The sequence below is a fragment of the Paraburkholderia sp. BL17N1 genome (genome assembly GCF_003634175.1).
In the GTDB taxonomy this organism is placed as follows: Bacteria; Pseudomonadota; Gammaproteobacteria; order Burkholderiales; family Burkholderiaceae; genus Paraburkholderia.
In genome coordinates this window covers 4,070,968-4,088,817 of record NZ_RBIW01000001.1, presented here as the reverse complement: position 1 = coordinate 4,088,817, position 17,850 = coordinate 4,070,968, and the positions used below count along the sequence as shown (strand labels likewise).

Annotated in this window: 11 protein-coding genes and 1 pseudogene; 8 read left to right on the top strand and 4 right to left on the bottom strand. The window is 63.5% G+C overall.

Translation table 11 applies throughout. From position 1 onward, the window contains the following. The first annotated feature begins 117 nt into the window (after positions 1–117). The 7 genes from scpB to truB all read left to right on the top strand — a co-directional run bounded on the left by scpB (position 118) and on the right by truB (position 10,366). Positions 118–1,296 (top strand): SMC-Scp complex subunit ScpB, encoded by a 1,179-nt coding sequence (gene scpB / locus B0G82_RS18410; RefSeq protein WP_121308366.1) that lies wholly within the window; start codon positions 118–120, stop codon positions 1,294–1,296. Between the two features lie 63 nt (positions 1,297–1,359). Next, positions 1,360–3,234 (top strand): 23S rRNA pseudouridine(2605) synthase RluB, encoded by a 1,875-nt coding sequence (gene rluB, locus B0G82_RS18405; protein ID WP_121308364.1) that lies wholly within the window; start codon positions 1,360–1,362, stop codon positions 3,232–3,234. 535 nt (positions 3,235–3,769) lie between these two features. Further along, the gene (gene rimP, locus B0G82_RS18400) at positions 3,770–4,228 is read left to right on the top strand and encodes a ribosome maturation factor RimP (protein WP_106284567.1); all 459 of its coding nucleotides are present in this window, start codon (positions 3,770–3,772) and stop codon (positions 4,226–4,228) included. Then, the gene (gene nusA, locus B0G82_RS18395) at positions 4,225–5,700 is read left to right on the top strand and encodes a transcription termination factor NusA (protein WP_012432652.1); all 1,476 of its coding nucleotides are present in this window, start codon (positions 4,225–4,227) and stop codon (positions 5,698–5,700) included. Before rimP ends, nusA begins: the two co-directional genes overlap by 4 nt. Positions 5,701–5,793: 93 nt before the next feature. Beyond that, the gene (gene infB / locus B0G82_RS18390) at positions 5,794–8,754 is read left to right on the top strand and encodes a translation initiation factor IF-2 (protein WP_121308362.1); all 2,961 of its coding nucleotides are present in this window, start codon (positions 5,794–5,796) and stop codon (positions 8,752–8,754) included. A gap of 216 nt (positions 8,755–8,970) precedes the next feature. Next, positions 8,971–9,336: a 30S ribosome-binding factor RbfA gene (rbfA, locus tag B0G82_RS18385; RefSeq protein ID WP_007182294.1), complete on the top strand. Its 366-nt coding sequence runs from the start codon at positions 8,971–8,973 to the stop codon at positions 9,334–9,336. A gap of 94 nt (positions 9,337–9,430) precedes the next feature. After that, the gene (gene truB / locus B0G82_RS18380) at positions 9,431–10,366 is read left to right on the top strand and encodes a tRNA pseudouridine(55) synthase TruB (RefSeq protein WP_121308360.1); all 936 of its coding nucleotides are present in this window, start codon (positions 9,431–9,433) and stop codon (positions 10,364–10,366) included. A 120-nt stretch (positions 10,367–10,486) separates the two neighbouring features. On the opposite strand, the pseudogene B0G82_RS18375 reads toward truB, so the two are convergent. The 4 genes and pseudogenes from B0G82_RS18375 to B0G82_RS18360 all read right to left on the bottom strand — a co-directional run. Continuing rightward, positions 10,487–12,061 (bottom strand): annotated as a pseudogene (locus B0G82_RS18375) (DHA2 family efflux MFS transporter permease subunit); the annotation flags it as partial. A 19-nt stretch (positions 12,062–12,080) separates the two neighbouring features. Next, entirely contained in the window at positions 12,081–13,364 is a 1,284-nt protein-coding gene (locus B0G82_RS18370; RefSeq protein ID WP_199730107.1) for an EmrA/EmrK family multidrug efflux transporter periplasmic adaptor subunit, read from the bottom strand. A gap of 81 nt (positions 13,365–13,445) precedes the next feature. Then, positions 13,446–14,954 (bottom strand): efflux transporter outer membrane subunit, encoded by a 1,509-nt coding sequence (locus tag B0G82_RS18365; RefSeq protein WP_121308356.1) that lies wholly within the window; start codon positions 14,952–14,954, stop codon positions 13,446–13,448. Between the two features lie 49 nt (positions 14,955–15,003). Beyond that, positions 15,004–15,519 (bottom strand): MarR family winged helix-turn-helix transcriptional regulator, encoded by a 516-nt coding sequence (locus B0G82_RS18360; RefSeq protein ID WP_106284572.1) that lies wholly within the window; start codon positions 15,517–15,519, stop codon positions 15,004–15,006. Positions 15,520–15,838: 319 nt separating this feature from the next. Between B0G82_RS18360 and typA the strand changes: the two genes are divergently transcribed. Next, positions 15,839–17,665, top strand: coding sequence for a translational GTPase TypA (gene typA, locus B0G82_RS18355; RefSeq protein WP_116142220.1), 1,827 nt, complete (start codon positions 15,839–15,841; stop codon positions 17,663–17,665). Positions 17,666–17,850: the final 185 nt, after the last annotated feature.

The window sequence follows — 17,850 nt, the reverse complement described above, 5'->3', positions numbered from 1 at the left end:
GCCTCCCCCCGGTGCGTGCTCCCATCAATATGACCGATCAGAATCGGGCGAGCGCGTCTTCAGTTCCACATCGTCTGTTTGATCCGGTTCTTTGACCACAGGGTCTGACCTAGCTGCATGAATACCCAAGAGGCGAAGATCGTCCTCGAGACTGCCTTGATCTGCGCGCAGGAGCCGTTAAAGCTCGGCGAGTTGCGCAAGCTCTTTGCCGACGGCGTGTCGGCAGACACCGTTCGGACGTTGCTCGAAGACCTCAAGCAGGACTGGTCTGGGCGCGGTGTGGAGTTGGTCGGGCTGGCGTCGGGCTGGCGATTTCAAAGCAAGCCCGCGATGCGCTCGTATCTGGATCGTTTGCATCCTGAGAAACCGCCGAAATATTCGCGCGCGGTACTCGAAACGCTCGCGATCATTGCATACCGGCAACCGGTGACGCGTGGCGACATTGAAGAGATTCGCGGCGTCACGGTGAATACGCAGGTCGTCAAGCAACTCGAAGACCGCGGCTGGATCGAAGTGATCGGTCATCGTGACGTGCCGGGTCGCCCGGCACTGTACGCGACCACGCGGCAATTCCTCGACGACCTCGGGCTGACGGCGTTGGACGAATTGCCGCCGCTCGCCGATCCGTCGGCGCAGTTGAACGCGGATCTGCTCGGCCAGCACGCAATTGAGTTCGCCGATGCCGATGTCGCACAGGTTTCGGCTCCGGAAGAAGAGCAGGTGGATTCCGGTGTGGTAGTTGAAGCAGGCGCTGTTGCGGATGAGTTTGTGAGCGCAACTGCCGATGACGAGCCGGAGAATATTCCGCAAGCCACGAGCGAAGCGCCGCAATCCGACGAAGTTGCTCTTGCCGCTGACAGCCCGCTTGGAGAGCTGAACGAGGCGTCAGGAACAGAAATCGCTGACGAACTTGCTGAAGAGCACCAGACGCAGCACGCTGAGCCGGTGGAATCGGCGCAGGCGGCCGACGCGGCGGTGGAAGTCGCCGCGCAAAACGCATCGGCATCATCCGGAGCGCATACGGACGCCGCTGCCGCGCAGGAGCAGGCTGAGGCTGCGCACCCGGCGAACGTTGCACCGCAGACCGGCGTCGCCGAGTCCGCAGAGAATCACGATCCGGTCTCCCAGGCCGATCCGGCAATACCCGCGCACGACTCGGGCGTACTCCGCAATACGGAGCACGCCGCCGAGCCGAACCCGACCAAGGCGGCGCACGGCGATCCTCTGGATCGTCGCGATGCGGCGCAGGACGCAGGCATTCTGACCGACGACGAACCCGAGTCGCGCAGCGCCTGACGTAACCGAAATTTTTTGCCACGCCCGCAACGGGCGTGCGCGACCTGACATTTTGAGGTTGTTTTGACACATACCCACGACACCGATTCGTCCGAATCCGAGCGCGCCGTGCCGTCGGCGCGCGCTGACGAAACGCGCACCAAGCAAGCGTCGGCAGGCGAGGGCGAGCGCCCGGCGCAGACCACGGAAGCAGACGGCGAAGACCGTCCGCGCCGCGGCCTGCGTCGCGGCCCGCGCAGCCTGATCGCCCGGCGCCGCGCCGGCGCGAAGACGAAGGGCGCCGAAGGCGCGCCCGCGCAAGGGGCGCCGGTCGTCACCGAGGCGCCGCCGGACGGCGAAGTCGTCGCGCAAGTGCGTATGCCGCGCAAGGACGCGGGCGCCAAGGGTCAAGGGCCGCGCCGCAATGCGGGCGGCGCGAAGCGCGAGGGCGCACCGCGTGACGGCGCGCCGCGCGAAGGTCAACGTGAAGGTCAACGCGAGCGTCAGCCGCGCGAGGGCGGCCAGCGCCAGAACAGCCGCCGCGGCGGTGAAGCGCCGGCGGCCGCGGCAGTCGCGGGTCAGGACGATCTGTTCTCGTACGTCACATCGCCCGCGTTCGACGCGGACAACAGCACCACCGGCGGCGTGCGCGCACCGATGCTGCGCCGTGGCAAACCGGCCGCGCCCAAGCGCGTGCTCGCCGCTGACGACGACGCGCCGAAGCTGCACAAGGTGCTGGCCGAAGCCGGCATGGGTTCGCGCCGCGACATGGAAGAACTGATCGTTGCCGGCCGCGTGTCGGTCAACGGCGAGCCGGCTCACATCGGCCAGCGCATCATGCCGACCGACCAGGTTCGCATCAACGGCAAGCCGGTCAAGCGCAAGCTGGCCAACAAGCCGCCGCGCGTGCTGCTGTATCACAAGCCGACCGGCGAAATCGTCAGCCACGCGGATCCGGAAGGTCGTGCGTCGGTGTTCGACAATCTGCCGCCGATGAAAACCGCAAAGTGGCTCGCGGTCGGCCGTCTCGACTTCAACACCGAAGGTCTGCTGATGCTGACCACGTCGGGCGATCTGGCGAACCGTTTCATGCACCCGCGTTATAGCGTCGAGCGTGAATATGCGGTGCGCGTGGTCGGCGAACTGGCCGAAGGCATGCGTCAGAAGCTGCTGAACGGCGTCGAGCTGGAAGACGGCCCCGCGAACTTCCTGCGTATCCGCGACGGCGGCGGCGAAGGCACGAATCACTGGTATCACGTCGCGCTCGCCGAAGGGCGTAACCGCGAAGTGCGTCGTATGTTCGAAGCGGCCGGCCTGATGGTCAGCCGCCTGATTCGTACCCGTCACGGCCCGATCTCGCTGCCCAAGGGTCTCAAGCGCGGCCGCTGGGAAGAGCTCGAGGACAACCAGGTGCGCGCGCTGATGGCGTCGGTCGGCCTGAAGGCTCCGGCGGAAGACAAGGGCGGTCGCCGGGAAGCGCCGGAGCGCAAGCAGCCGGATCCGATGCAGACGTCGATGGGCTTCATCGGCCGCGAACCCGTGCTGATGTCGCATGGCCGCTTTGACCAGCAACAGCCGCGTGGCCAGGGCCAGGGACGGCGAGGTGCGGCGGGCGGTGGCTTCGGCGGCGGTGCGGGCTCAGGTTTCGGGGGTGGTTACGGCAATCGCGGCGGCGCACGTGGCGCCGGTGGGTTCAGTGGCCCGATGGGCGGCGGCGCGGGCGGCCCGCGTGGCGGCCGTGAAGTCGATGGCAATCGCGCACCATCCGGCAGTGGCAACCGTGCGGCTGGCGGCGGCAAGCGCGCCGGCGGCAGCGGCGGTCCCAATCCGGGTAGCGGCGGTGGCAATCGCGGGCCGGGCGGCAATCGCGGCGGCGCCGGCAACCGTGCGGGCGGCGGCAACGCCGGCGGCGCCAATCGTGGCGGCGGCGCTCCTCGCGGCCGTTCGCGCGGTCGTTAAGCACCACGCCGGTCATGCATGGCGGTCAGCCGCGGATCTCTTCAAAGGATCTTTCGCTGGCGACCGGCAGAGTCGATCGACGAAAAGCATTAGCCCGGCGCCGCTCACATTTCATGTGACGCATAAAACCGCGGCGTAACGGGAAGTGGGGGCGGATTTCATCTGCCCCGCTTGTCGGGCGCGGGTTCAGGGCGGCGTCAGCCGCCTTGCAAAAGGCCTGAAGCGCCGTCATATCGTTGAAAGATTCCCATGAAATCAAGCGGAAAAGCGCGTTGGGCGGCGTTCTGCGGTTTGCGTTTGTCCCGAAAAATGGCTACAATCGCGGAGTCGCTGGGCGTGCGGCTTTTTATGTGCGGCTCAGGTGCGACCACCGGCAATAAGATGATGGGCGTTTAGCCCATTTTTTTTTGCCGCGCAGTTCTCAGTGGTTCGGCATCTCGGGTAGCACGAACGTGCGCCGGCTTGGCGCGCGGCCCGCATTGGTTGTTTGCAAAACAAGCGGCAGGCTCGCTGCGCGAACATCTAAGAGGGCACTGTGCAACTGACGGAACTGATTGAAACCACGGTCGTGGGACTCGGCTACGAGCTCGTCGATCTCGAGCGCACCGGGCGCGGCATGTTGTGTATCTATATCGACCAGCCGGCCGGCATCGCGATCGAAGACTGCGAGAAAGTCACGCGTCAGCTCCAGCACGTTTTGACGGTCGAAAATATCGATTACGAGCGGCTCGAAGTATCGTCGCCGGGGCTCGACCGCCCGCTGAAAAAACTGGCGGATTTTGAACGCTTCGCAGGCAGCGAAGTGGTAATCACATTGAAAAAGCCATTGGACGGACGGAAATCGTACCGGGGCATCCTGCATGCTCCGCAAGACGAGACGATCGGTCTGGAATTTGAAGGGAAGGAAGGCGCCGCGATGCTCGATTTCACGCTCGCGGATATCGATAAGGCACGCCTCGTTCCGAAGTTTGACTTTAGGAGCCGCAAACAATGAGTCGCGAAGTGTTGATGCTGGTGGATGCGCTGGCACGCGAGAAGAACGTCGACAAAGACGTGGTATTTGCCGCGCTCGAGGCGGCCCTCGCTTCGGCCTCCAAGAAACTCTTCGAAGAAGACGCGGATATTCGCGTCCAGATCGATCGTGAAAGCGGCGAACACGAAACGTTTCGACGCTGGAAAGTGGTGCCGGACGAAGCCGGTTTGCAGGAGCCGGATCAGGAAATCCTGCTGTTCGAGGCACGTGAACAGAAGCCCGAGATTCAACTCGACGAGTTCATCGAGGAACCGGTGCCGTCGATCGAATTCGGCCGTATCGGCGCGCAGGCCGCCAAGCAGGTGATCCTGCAGAAGGTGCGCGACGCCGAACGCGAACAGATCCTGAACGATTTCCTCGAGCGCGGCGAGCACATCATGACCGGCTCGGTGAAGCGTCTCGACAAGGGCAACTTCATCGTCGAAACCGGCCGTGTCGAAGCGCTTCTGCGCCGCGACCAGCTGATTCCGAAGGAAAACCTGCGCGTGGGCGACCGCGTGCGCGCCTATATCGCGAAGGTCGATCGCACCGCGCGCGGTCCGCAGATCGAACTGTCGCGTACGGCGCCCGAGTTCCTGATGAAGCTGTTCGAGATGGAAGTGCCGGAAATCGAACAAGGCCTGCTGGAAATCAAGGCGGCCGCGCGCGATCCGGGCGTGCGCGCAAAGATCGGTGTGGTCGCGTACGACAAGCGCATCGATCCGATCGGCACCTGCGTCGGCATTCGTGGTTCGCGCGTGCAGGCGGTGCGTAACGAGCTCGGTGGCGAAAACGTCGACATCGTGCTATGGTCGGAGGATCCCGCACAGTTTGTGATCGGCGCGCTCGCGCCGGCAGCCGTCCAGTCGATCGTCGTCGATGAAGAAAAACATTCGATGGACGTCGTCGTAGACGAAAACGAACTGGCGGTCGCGATCGGCCGCAGCGGCCAGAACGTGCGTCTTGCCAGCGAACTCACCGGCTGGCAGATCAACATCATGACGCCGGACGAATCTGCGCAAAAGCAGAATCAGGAACGCGGCGTTTTGCGTGACCTGTTCATGGCGCGTCTCGATGTCGACGAAGAAGTCGCTGACATCCTGATCGACGAAGGCTTTACGAGCCTCGAAGAGATTGCCTATGTGCCACTCAACGAAATGCTCGAAATCGAAGCGTTCGACGAAGACACCGTCCACGAACTGCGTAATCGCTCGCGCGACGCGCTGTTGACGCAGGCAATCGCGAATGAAGAAAAGGTCGAAAATGTAGCGCTCGACCTGAAGAGCCTGGACGGCATGGACGCCGACCTGCTCGCCAAGCTGGCCGAACATCAGATCCAGACGCGCGACGAACTCGCCGAGCTGGCTGTGGATGAACTGGTCGAGATGACCGGAATGGAAGAGGATGCCGCTAAGGCGTTGATCATGAAAGCACGTGAACACTGGTTCCAGTGAGAAATGACCATGGCGCACTAAATTGAAGCGGCCGTCAGGCCGCATGACCCGATGCTAACCGCAAGGAATCGGTCCTTGCATTAAGAGGAATGAATGGCGAGTAACAACGTAGCCCAATTTGCCGCGGAACTGAAAATGCCTGCAGGCGTGCTGCTTGAGCAGCTGCAGGCGGCGGGCGTCACAAAAGCGAGCGAAGACGATAGCTTGTCCGAAACGGACAAGGCGCGTCTGCTCGACCACTTGCGCAAGTCTCACGGCTCGACTGATGCTGACAAGCGCAAGATCACGCTGACGAAACGGCATACGTCGGAAATCAAGCAATCCGATGCGACGGGCAAAGCTCGCACCATTCAGGTCGAGGTGCGTAAGAAGCGCACTTTCGTCCGCCGCGACGAAACCTCCGCTGAAAACGGAGATGCATCGAATCATGTGGCTGAGGCCGACATCGACGATCTGGAACTCCAGCGTCGTGAAGAGGAAGCTCGTCACGAAGCCGAGCTGCTCGAAAAGCAGGCTCAGGAGCTGAAGGCGCGTCAGGAACAACTCGAGCGCGAAGAAGCGGAACGTCAGGCGCGCGAAGCGGCTGCTGAAGCCGAGCGTCGCCGCGCCGAAGAAGAAGCCGCGAAGAAGCGTGCTGCGGCCGAGGCGGCAGCTCGCGAGCAGGCGCAGGCTACCAAGCCGGCACAAGCTGTGCAACCTGCGGCCGCGAAAGCTGAACCGGTCGCCGCCAAGGCAGCGGAGCCGGCGGTCGCCAAGCAAAGCGAGCAGGACGACGAGCGCGCCGCAGCAGAGCGCGCCGCGCAACGCGAAGCCGCAAAGAAAGCAGAAGACGCAGCGCGTCAGGCTGCTGAAAAAGCGCGTGCCGAGCAGGAACAGATTGCCAAGCGCCGTGCCGCGGCTGAAGCCGAAGCGCGCGCGATTCGCGAAATGATGAACACGCCGCGCAAGGCGCAGGTCAAGGCGCCGGAACCGGCGCCGAAGCCCGCTGAGCCGGCCAAGGCCGCGGAAGCGAAGGGCACGCTTCACAAGCCGGCGCGTCCGGCTGGTGAAGCACCGGCGCGTCCGGCAGCCAAGAAGCCGGCAGCTGCGGCTCCGGCAGCCACGACCACGCCTTCCGCCGGCGACAAGAAGAAGCCGGGCGGCGGCAAGGGCGGCTGGCAGGACGACGCCGCGAAGCGCCGCGGCATCAAGACGCGTGGCGATACGAGCGGCGGTGTCGATCGCGGCTGGCGCGGTGGCCCGAAGGGTCGCGGCAAGCATCAGGATCAGAACACCACGTTCCAGGCGCCGACCGAACCGATCGTGCGTGAAGTGCACGTGCCGGAAACTATCACGGTCGCCGATCTGGCGCACAAGATGGCGGTGAAGGCGTCGGAAGTCATCAAGTCGATGATGAAGCTCGGCCAGATGGTCACGATCAACCAGATGCTGGACCAGGAAACGGCGATGATCATCGTCGAGGAACTGGGTCACCACGCGGTTGCGGCCAAGCTGGACGATCCGGAAGCCATGCTGGTCGAAGGCGAGATTTCCGATGCGGAATCGTTGCCGCGTCCGCCGGTCGTCACGGTCATGGGTCACGTCGACCACGGCAAGACGTCGCTGCTCGACTACATCCGCCGCGCCAAGGTTGCGGCGGGCGAAGCGGGCGGGATTACGCAGCACATCGGCGCTTACCACGTCGAAACGCCGCGCGGCGTCATCACGTTCCTCGACACGCCGGGTCACGAGGCCTTTACGGCCATGCGTGCCCGTGGTGCGAAGGCAACGGACATCGTGATTCTGGTGGTTGCAGCCGACGACGGCGTGATGCCGCAAACGAAGGAAGCAATCGCTCACGCGAAGGCAGGCGGCGTGCCGCTCGTCGTCGCGATCAACAAGATCGACAAACCGGATGCCAATCTGGAACGCGTGAAGCAGGAACTCGTCGCGGAAGGCGTCGTGCCGGAAGAGTACGGCGGCGAATCGCCGTTCGTGCCGGTGTCGGCCAAGACCGGCGCGGGCATCGACGATCTGCTCGAAAACGTGCTGCTGCAAGCCGAAGTGCTGGAATTGAAGGCACCGGTCGACGCGCCGGCCAAGGGTCTCGTTATCGAAGCGAAGCTCGACAAGGGTAAGGGTCCGGTTGCAACGATCCTGGTCCAGTCGGGTACGCTGAACCGCGGCGACGTGGTGCTGGCAGGTAGCGCCTACGGTCGCGTGCGAGCCATGCTCGACGAAACCGGCAAGCCGACCAAGTCGGCGGGCCCGTCGATCCCGGTCGAAATTCAGGGTCTGTCGGAAGTCCCGCAGGCAGGCGAAGAAGTCATCGTCATGCCGGACGACCGCAAGGCGCGTGAAGTCGCACTGTTCCGTCAAGGCAAGTTCCGCGACGTCAAGCTGGCCAAGCAACAGGCCGCGAAGCTCGAGAACATGCTGGAGCAGATGGGCGAAGGCGAAGTGGCGTACATGCCGCTCATCGTCAAGGCCGACGTGCAAGGTTCGCAGGAAGCGTTGGTGCAGTCGCTGCTCAAGCTTTCCACCGACGAAGTGCGCGTGCAGATCGTGCACGGCGCGGTGGGTGGCATCAGCGAGTCCGACGTCAACCTGGCAACGGCCTCGAAGGCGGTCATTATCGGCTTCAACACCCGTGCGGACGCGCAGGCGCGCAAGCTGGCGGAAGCCAACGGCGTCGATATTCGCTACTACAACATCATCTATGACGCAGTGGATGAGGTGAAGGCCGCGATGTCGGGCATGCTGGCACCGGAAAAGCGCGAGATCGTCACGGGTACGGTCGAAGTGCGTCAGGTCTTCAAGGTACCGAAGATCGGCGCGGTGGCCGGCTGTATGGTCACGGACGGTTTCGTCAAGCGCTCGTCGTCGGTGCGCGTGCTGCGCAACAACGTCGTCATCTTCACGGGCGAGCTCGATTCGCTCAAGCGCTTCAAGGACGACGTGAAGGAAGTTCGTCAGGGCTTCGAGTGCGGTATGTCGATCAAGAACTTCAACGACATCGTCGAAGGCGATCAGTTCGAAGTCTTCGAGATCACCGAAGTCGCGCGTACGCTGTAATTCACGCGGCACGGCTCTAGGGGCGGAGCGGGCTTTAACGCCCGCTCCGCCCGTTGTTTTTGGGGCCACACGTTTTGTTCGTGTCCGTCGCGCAGAGCGCCTGCGTGCGAGTTTTTTCCGGTCATCCCGGGCCGTTTGACTGCCGCGAGGATAAAGCCCGAACCGCAGCGGCGCGAGCCACTTTTTTGCATCCGTCAGAACGGATCACATCACACCATGCCTAAAAAACGTTCTTCACCCAATCGCAACGTGCAGATCGCCGATCAGATCCAGCGCGATCTGTCCGAGCTGCTTCGCGAGGTCAAAGATCCGCGCATCGGCATCGTCACGATTCAAAGCGTCGAACTGACGCCGGACTACGCGCACGCCAAGATCTATTTCACGACGCTCACCGGCGATCCGCAGCAGACGCTCGAGGCGCTCACGCACGCGGCCGGCCATCTGCACAATCAGCTGTTCAAGCGCCTGCATATCCACACCGTGCCGACGCTGCATTTCCATTACGACAAAACGATCGAGCGCGCCGTCGAGATGTCGCGTTTGATCGACGAAGCCAACGCCAATCGCGCGAAAGAAGACTGAGCGCGCTGTTTGCCGCGGCGCTCGTTGCCATGCCTGAGCCGCCACGCGCTCAGTGCTGTTTTCCGCACCCTTCGAAGACTTTCGTCTTTCTGACATGACCGCACCTCAACGCCCCCGCGTGCCGCGTCGCGCGCTCGACGGCGTGCTGCTGCTCGACAAGCCGCTCGGCCTGTCGAGCAACGACGCGCTGATTCGCGCGAAGCGTCTCTATCTGGCGAAAAAGGCGGGCCACACCGGCACGCTCGATCCCTTGGCCACAGGCTTGCTGCCGCTCTGTTTCGGCGAAGCCACCAAGTTTTCGCAAGACCTGCTCGAAGCCGACAAGACCTATGAGGCGACCATGCGCCTCGGTATCCGCACGACCACCGGCGACGCCGAAGGCGAAGCGATCGACACGCGTGAAGTCACGTGCGACGAAGCGGCGGTTCAGGCGGTTCTACCGAAGTTCGTCGGCGAAATCACGCAAGTCCCGCCGATGTATTCGGCGCTCAAACGCGACGGCAAGCCGTTATACGAATATGCGCGCGCGGGCCAGACGGTCGAGCGGGAAGGGCGTCAGGTGACGATCCTCGCGCTCGAGATGCTCGCCTGCGCGCTGCCGGACGTGACGTTTCGCGTGACGTGCAGCAAGGGCACGTATGTGCGCACATTGGCCGAGGATATCGGCGAAGCGTTGGGCTGTGGCGCGCATCTGGTGGCGCTGCGGCGCACCGGTGTCGGCGCACTGACGCTCGACAATTCGGTGACGCTCGACGCGTTGTCCGACGCAGCCGAAAGCGAACGCGATGCATGGCTGCAACCTGTCGATGCGTTGCTGTCGACATTCCCGCTGGTGCACTTGAACGAAGACGAGACGCGCCGTTTCCTGCACGGCCAGCGGTTGAAACTATCCGAACTGACCATCACGGGCGATGCGGTGAATGCGCCGCGCGTCCGGGTGTACGCGGCGCAAGGGCGTCTGCTTGGCGTCGCCAGACAAGGCGAGGGTGTGCTGGCACCCGAGCGGCTGGTCGTCACGACGGCAAGCTGAAAACCGTGCAGGTGGCAAGCGCGCGATAAACGCGCTGCAAAGAAAAAGGCGGGACCGCTCAGAAGAAACGGTCCCGCCTTTTTTATATCGTTCTGCCGGATACGGACTTGCGCCAACAGCTCAGTGCGCCGCCGCGGCCGCCGCGCCCGCGTCGCCGCCAGCACGTTCAGGTCTGGTGATCCAGATCAACGCGATCAGCGCGATAAAGATGCCGGCGGACACGAAGAACAGGTCGTTCACACCGAGTTGTGCGGCCTGCTGCGTCGCCATCGTGTTGAACAGTCCGTATGCCTGCGGTTGACTGAAGCCCGCCGCGCCCATCTGCCGGATCGACTGGTCGAACACCGGGTTGTACGCGTTAGCCTGTTCGGCCAGTTGCGCGTGATGCATGATCGTGCGGTGATCCCACGCCGTCTGGAAAATCGATGTGCCGATGCCGCCGCACATGATCCGCACGAAATTCGACAGGCCCGACGCCGCCGGAATCCGGTTGCCCGGCAGTCCCGACAGGGTGATCGACACCAGTGGGATGAAGAACCCGGCCATGCCGATCCCTTGAATCAAGGTAGGCACCAGCAGCGAAAACGTATCGACGCCGGTCGTATAACGCGAGCGCATCCAGAAACATAGTGCGAACACGAGGAACGACAGGGTCGCGATATAGCGCGGATCGGTGCGCGGCAATATCTTGCCGGTGATCGGCGACAGCAGCACGGCGAACAGGCCGACCGGCGCCATCACCAAACCGGCTTCGGTCGCGGTGTAGCCGATGTCGGTTTGCAGCCACAACGGCAGCAGCACCAGATTGCCGAAGTAAAGCCCGTAGCCGATCGACAACGCGACGGTGCCGCCCGTGAAATTGCGCCGGCTGAACAGCGACAGGTCCACCACCGGGTGCTCGGCCGTCAACTCCCACACGATAAAGAATGCGAGCGCGATCACCGCCACCAGCGCCAGGACGACGACGGTCGTCGACGAAAACCAGTCCAGATCCTTGCCCTTGTCGAGCATGACCTGCAGAGAGCCGACCCAGACGATCAGCAGGCCGAGACCGACGCCGTCGATCGGCGCTTTTCTGATGACCGAATCGCGATTGCGGAAGATCGTCCACGTGGCCACGGCGGCAATCGCGCCGACCGGAATGTTGACGTAGAAAATCCACGGCCACGAAATGTTGTCCGAGATCCACCCGCCGAGAATCGGGCCGGCCACCGGCGCGATCAGCGTGGTCATCGCCCACATGGATAACGCCATGGGCGCCTTGGCGCGTGGATAGCTTGCGAGCAGCAGCGTTTGCGACAACGGAATCATCGGACCGGCCACCGCCCCTTGCAACACGCGTGAAGCGAGCAGAAAGGGCAGGGTCGGCGCGAGGCCGCACATCCACGACGAGATCACGAACAGGATGATCGATGCCATGAACAGCCGCACCTGGCCGACGCGTTCGGTCAGCCAGCCGGTGAGCGGCACGGAGATCGCGTTGGCGACCGCGAACGAGGTGATCACCCACGTGCCCTGATCCGACGACACGCCGAGGTCGCCCGAAATCGAGGGAATCGACACATTGGCGATCGACGTGTCGAGCACGTTCATAAAAACGGCGAGCGACACCGCGATGGTGCCGATCACCAGTTGCGCGCCCTCGAGCGGCGGATGAGGGACTTGCGCCTGAGCCTGAGCCATTAAAGAAGCCTTGTGTGAATCGTCGCGTGCCTTACATCACTTTCGCTGCGACAGGCTTCGCGCCGTCGGCCTGGGTCGACTTTTGCGAGCCGCCGTTCGGACCTGCGTTTTGCGAAATGATGCGGGCGATTTCCGCGTCAGCCTGGTCGCCGTACTTCTCGAACACGTTGGTCTGATAGACCGTGTTCGGCGCCTGGCCGAGCTGGCCGCCGTTGTCGTCCTTGATGCTGACGTCGGCTTGCATGGACAGGCCGATCCGCAGCGGATGCTGTTCCAGTTCCTTCGGATCGAGCGCGATCCGCACCGGCAGACGCTGCACCACCTTGATCCAGTTGCCGGTCGCGTTCTGCGCGGGCAACAGCGAGAACGCCGAACCCGTGCCCGCTGAGAAGCCGACCACCTTGCCGTGGTACACCACCGACGAACCGTACACGTCGGCCGTCAGTTCGACCGGCTGGCCGATGCGCATGTGCTTGAGTTGCACTTCCTTGAAGTTCGCGTCGACCCACACGCCGCCGAGCGGCACGATCGCCATCAACGGGGTGCCCGGTGAGACGCGCTGGCCGACCTGCACCGAGCGCTTCGCCACGTAGCCGGTGACCGGCGCCGGCAGGTTGTTACGCGCGTTGTTCAGGTACGCGTCGCGGACCTTCGCGGCGGCGGCCTGCACGTTCGGGTGATTCGCGATCGTGGTGTTGGCGGTCAGCGCGCGGTTCGAGTTCAACTGCTGCTGGGCGGCATCGACGGCGGCTTGCGCACTCTTCACGGCGTCGCGGGCATGCGAGATTTCTTCCTGCGACACGGCACCGGTTTGCGCGACCGTCATACGGCGCTTCAGGTCGTCCTGGGCGCGCGACAGGTCGGCCTGGCGCTCGGCTACTTGTGCCTGGTATTGATTGTCGTCGGCGAACAGGCCGCGCACCTGGCGCACCGTCTGCGCGAGGTTCGCTTCGGCCTGATCGAGCGCGACGCGGGCGTCGGCCGGATCGAGCACGACGAGCGGGTCGCCCGCCTTCACCGTTTGCGTGTCGTCCGCGTTCACGGCGACGACCGTGCCGGTAACTTGCGGCGTGATCTGCACGACGTTGCCGTTCACGTACGCGTCGTCGGTGTCTTCATGGAAGCGCGCGACGAGGAAGTAGTAAAAGCCGTAGGCGATCGCGGCGATCAGGATCACGATGACGAGCAGCGTCATCATGAGTTTGCGTTTGCCGTTGTTCGCCGGCGGTTGTGCCGGCGGTTGCGTCGGCTGCGGGGCCGACTGAGTCGGCTGGGTCGGCTGAGTCGTAGCCGCGGGCTGTTGGGTGGTGCTCATTAATGTGCTCCGGGTTCTTTCAGACGTCGTCGTTTATTCGGATGTTTATGCGTGTGTTCGATCGGGCCGTGGTTCGCGCGCTCAGTTCGCAGCGGTGGTCGCAGCGGAGGCCGATGCCGGAGCATCGGTCGGCACCACGAGGCCGGTCTGCGTCGCGTCGAAGCCGCCGCCGAGCGCCTTGATGAGCCCAATCTGCATGTCGCGGCGGCGCATCTTGAGGCCGGTCACCGTCTGGTCGGCGGCAAGGCGGTTCTGGTCGGCGGTCAGCACCTGCAACTGCGGCGACAAACCGGCCTTGTAGCGGATCACAGCCAGCTCATATGCCTTGGTCGATGCGTCGAGCGCGCGTTGTGCGTCGCCTTGCTGCTGGTCGATCGAACGGATCGACGACACTTGCGTCGCGACGTCGGAGAGGGCGCTGATCAGCGTCTGGTTGTAGTTCGCCACGTCCAGGTCGAAGTCGGCGAAGCGGCCCTTCAGCTGCGAGCGCAGCGCGCCGGCGTCGAAGATCGGCAGGTGAATGGCCGGGCCGAATTGCATCTGACGGCTGCTGGATTTAAGGAAGCGGCCCCAGCCGAACGCGTCGAAGCCGAAGCCGGCCGCGAGGTTCACGTCGGGGAAGAATTCGGCTTTGGCTTCCTTCACGTCGTGCATCGCGGCTTCGACTTGCCAGCGCGCGGCGACGATATCCGCGCGGCGCGCGACGAGATCAGCAGGGAGGTTGTTCGGCAGCGCCACGACGTTGCCGTTGGTCAGCGCGGGCTGCGCGATCTGCAGGCCGCGATCCGGACCCTTGCCGAGCAGTGCGCCCAACTGATAACGCACGACCGTGATCTGACCGTCGAGGTCGGTCAAATTGGACTGGCTGGTCGCAATGTTGCCGTTCGCGGTTTGCCGTTCGACATTGGTGTCGAGGCCGGCCGTCACGCGGCCGTTCGTGATGCGCCCGATATCCTGGCGGTTGGCGATTTCGCGCGCGGCGATGTCGCGGAACGCGTACAGCTGCGCGAGCTGGTTATACGTGCTGGCCACCGACGCCGCGAGCGTCACGCGCGCCTGCTGCATGTCGGCCTCGGCGGCCTTTTCCTGCGACACGGCCTGACCCAGCCGCTCACGATTCTTGCCCCACAGATCCAGATCCCACGACGCACTGGCCAGCACGTTGTTCTCGCTATACCACGTGCCGCCGTACGGAGGCGGGTAGAGCGCGTTGGCCGAGAACAGTTCGCGGGTCCACGAATAGCTGCCGTTCACCTTCGGGTACAGCGCCGCGCGCGAGCTCTCGATATACGACGAGGCCTTGGCAAGACGCGCTTGCGCCTGCGCGATCGACGGGCTGCCTTCCAGCGCTTCGGCGATCAGCTTAGGCAGTTGCGGGTCGCCGAACTGGTTGGCCCAGTCGAGCGACGGCCACTGGCCGCCCTGACCAGCGAGGCTCTGGGCGGACTCGTACTGAGCGGGCGACGAGATCTGCTTGTCGCTTTTCATGCCGAAGTAGTTCGCGCACCCCGTGAGGGCGAGCGCCGTCACCACTGCGGCGACGGCGGCCCGGCTCGAAAGCGCGGGCGCGGACAGGGAAAGGGATTTCATCGCTCGACTCTTTGAGTGGAATGTAATGGTGGACACTGCAAGCAATTTCTTACGATTTGCTGTCAAAATTGCTTGCTGCATCACGGGTTAGTCCCGTTTGATCGCCGGAGTTGACGAGCACGCGACGCAGCATGCTCTTCAGAAAACCCACTTCTTCCGGGGTGAAGCCGCCTAGCAGACTGTCCAGCACGCCGGTGAAAATAGCCGGCATTTTGGCGGCGATGGCGTGACCTTCCGGCGTCAGCGCGAGGCGCACGACTCGTCGGTCTTCGTTGCTACGAACCCGCGTCAGCAGACCGCGTTTCTCCAAGCGGTCGATCAACCGCGTGACTGCGCTCGCGTCGATGCCGTATTCGCGGGCCAGTTCGGCCGCCAGCAGGCATTTGCCGCTCGCCACCATAAAGAGGATGCTGCCCTGCTGGCTCGTAATGCCCAACTCGGCCATGCTGCGCTGGGTGACCAGGTTCGACAGGGTCGATTTCACTCGCGAGATCAGATAGCCGACGCTTTCGCCTAGCTGGTATTCGCTGATCTCCGGCGGGGGTGTAGCGGACGGCTCCGTCATGATTCTCGTGCGAATGCAATGGTTGACTAGGCAGGATTATAGGGGCCGGTTGGTTGACGCGGCAAGTGTTATTACAGCTTAGGCAAGGAACTTTCTCCGCTCAAGTCATAATCCGCGTGATTTTGCGTAGGATTTCGCCCGCCTGCTTACGTTTCGTTTCTGACGGCCGCTGCGCAGCCGACCCCGGCCCTATCAGGGAATACCAGAAAGCTTCATTTGCACGTGCTACAATATTGGGTTCCCAAAAGTGCGCTTTGGGCTTTGTTGGTTTCGTTCACACAATGCTGCTGCTGGCGCACTCAACTGTCTCCAGGTTCCTATGACTCGCGCCCTACGCAACATCGCCATCATTGCTCACGTCGACCACGGCAAGACCACGCTCGTCGACCAGCTCCTCCGCCAGACCGCCACGTTCCGTGACAACCAGCAGATCGCTGAGCGCGTGATGGACTCGAACGACATCGAAAAAGAACGTGGCATCACGATCCTTTCGAAGAACTGCGCGGTCGAGTACGAAGGCACGCACATCAACATCGTCGACACGCCGGGCCACGCCGACTTCGGCGGCGAAGTGGAGCGCGTGCTGTCGATGGTCGACTCGGTGCTGCTGCTGGTCGACGCCGTCGAAGGCCCGATGCCGCAAACGCGCTTCGTGACCAAGAAGGCGCTGGCGCTCGGTTTGAAGCCGATCGTCGTGATCAACAAGGTGGACCGTCCGGGCGCGCGTATCGACTGGGTGATCAACCAGACGTTCGACCTGTTCGACAAACTCGGCGCCACCGACGAACAACTCGACTTCCCGATCGTCTACGCATCGGGCTTGAACGGCTACGCGGGCTTGACCCCGGACGTGCGTGAAGGCGACATGCGCCCGCTGTTCGAAGCCGTGCTGCAACACGTGCCGGTTCGCCCGGCCGATCCGACGGCTCCGCTGCAACTGCAGATCACGTCGCTGGACTACTCGTCGTATGTCGGCCGTATCGGCGTGGGCCGCATCACGCGCGGCACGATCAAGCCGGGCATGTCGGTCGCCGTGCGTTCGGGTCCTGACGGCGCGATTCTGAATCGCAAGATCAACCAGGTGCTGTCGTTCAAGGGTCTCGAGCGCGTGCAGGTCGACTCGGCTGAAGCCGGCGACATCGTGCTGATCAACGGTATCGAAGAAATCGGCATCGGCGTGACTATCTGCGCACCGGAACAGCCGGAAGCGCTGCCCATGATCACTGTCGACGAACCGACGCTGACCATGAACTTCCTCGTCAATTCGTCGCCGCTGGCCGGCCGCGAAGGCAAGTTCGTCACGAGCCGTCAGATCCGTGACCGCCTGATGAAGGAACTGAATCACAACGTCGCGCTGCGCGTGAAGGAAACCGGCGACGAAACCACGTTCGAAGTGGCAGGCCGCGGTGAACTGCACCTGACCATTCTGGTGGAAAACATGCGCCGCGAAGGCTACGAGCTGGCCGTGTCGCGTCCGCGCGTGGTGATGACGGAAGTCGACGGCGTGAAGCACGAGCCGTACGAAAACCTGACGGTCGACATGGAAGACGGCCACCAGGGCGGCGTGATGGAAGAGTTGGGCCGCCGCAAGGGCGAAATGCTCGACATGGCGTCTGACGGTCGTGGCCGTACGCGTCTCGAGTACCGTATTTCGGCGCGTGGCCTGATCGGCTTCCAGTCGGAATTCCTCACGCTCACGCGCGGCACGGGCCTGATGAGCCACACGTTCGACTCGTATCAGCCGGTCAAGGAAGGCGCGGTCGGCGAGCGTCGCAATGGCGTGCTGATTTCGCAGGACGACGGCGCGGCAGTCGCGTACGCACTGTGGAAGCTGCAGGATCGCGGCCGTATGTTCGTGTCGCCGGGCGAGCCGTTGTACGAAGGCATGATCATCGGCATTCACAGCCGTGACAACGACCTGGTCGTGAACCCGATCAAGGGCAAGCAGCTGACCAACGTCCGTTCGTCGGGTACGGACGAGGCAGTGCGCCTCGTGCCGCCGATCCAGATGTCGCTGGAATACGCGGTCGAATTCATCGACGACGACGAACTCGTCGAAGTCACGCCGCAGTCCATCCGTCTGCGCAAGCGCTACCTCAAGGAACACGAGCGTCGCAGCGCGAGCCGCAAGGGCGCGGTGGACTAAGCAGGCGGACATCGGCTTCGGCCGGTGCAGCGCACGCTAGCAGTCAGGCAAAAGCCACCTTCGGGTGGCTTTTGTCGTTTCCGGCCTTCCAGTCGCCGCCGATATGCCGCGCCTGGCGCCGCTTTGACCGTTTGTCCCCGATTTCCGCAGAAGACTGTTGCGACTCCCGAAAGTGGCCCGAAAGC

Coding starts and splice junctions, on each gene's coding strand:
- scpB (WP_121308366.1), top strand. CDS start 118: ATGAATACCCAAGAGGCGAAGATCGTCCTCGAGACTGCCTTGATCTGC.
- nusA (WP_012432652.1), top strand. CDS start 4,225: ATGAGTCGCGAAGTGTTGATGCTGGTGGATGCGCTGGCACGCGAGAAG.
- infB (WP_121308362.1), top strand. CDS start 5,794: ATGGCGAGTAACAACGTAGCCCAATTTGCCGCGGAACTGAAAATGCCT.
- rbfA (WP_007182294.1), top strand. CDS start 8,971: ATGCCTAAAAAACGTTCTTCACCCAATCGCAACGTGCAGATCGCCGAT.
- truB (WP_121308360.1), top strand. CDS start 9,431: ATGACCGCACCTCAACGCCCCCGCGTGCCGCGTCGCGCGCTCGACGGC.
- B0G82_RS18370 (WP_199730107.1), bottom strand. CDS start 13,364: ATGAGCACCACCCAACAGCCCGCGGCTACGACTCAGCCGACCCAGCCG.
- B0G82_RS18365 (WP_121308356.1), bottom strand. CDS start 14,954: ATGAAATCCCTTTCCCTGTCCGCGCCCGCGCTTTCGAGCCGGGCCGCC.
- B0G82_RS18360 (WP_106284572.1), bottom strand. CDS start 15,519: ATGACGGAGCCGTCCGCTACACCCCCGCCGGAGATCAGCGAATACCAG.
- typA (WP_116142220.1), top strand. CDS start 15,839: ATGACTCGCGCCCTACGCAACATCGCCATCATTGCTCACGTCGACCAC.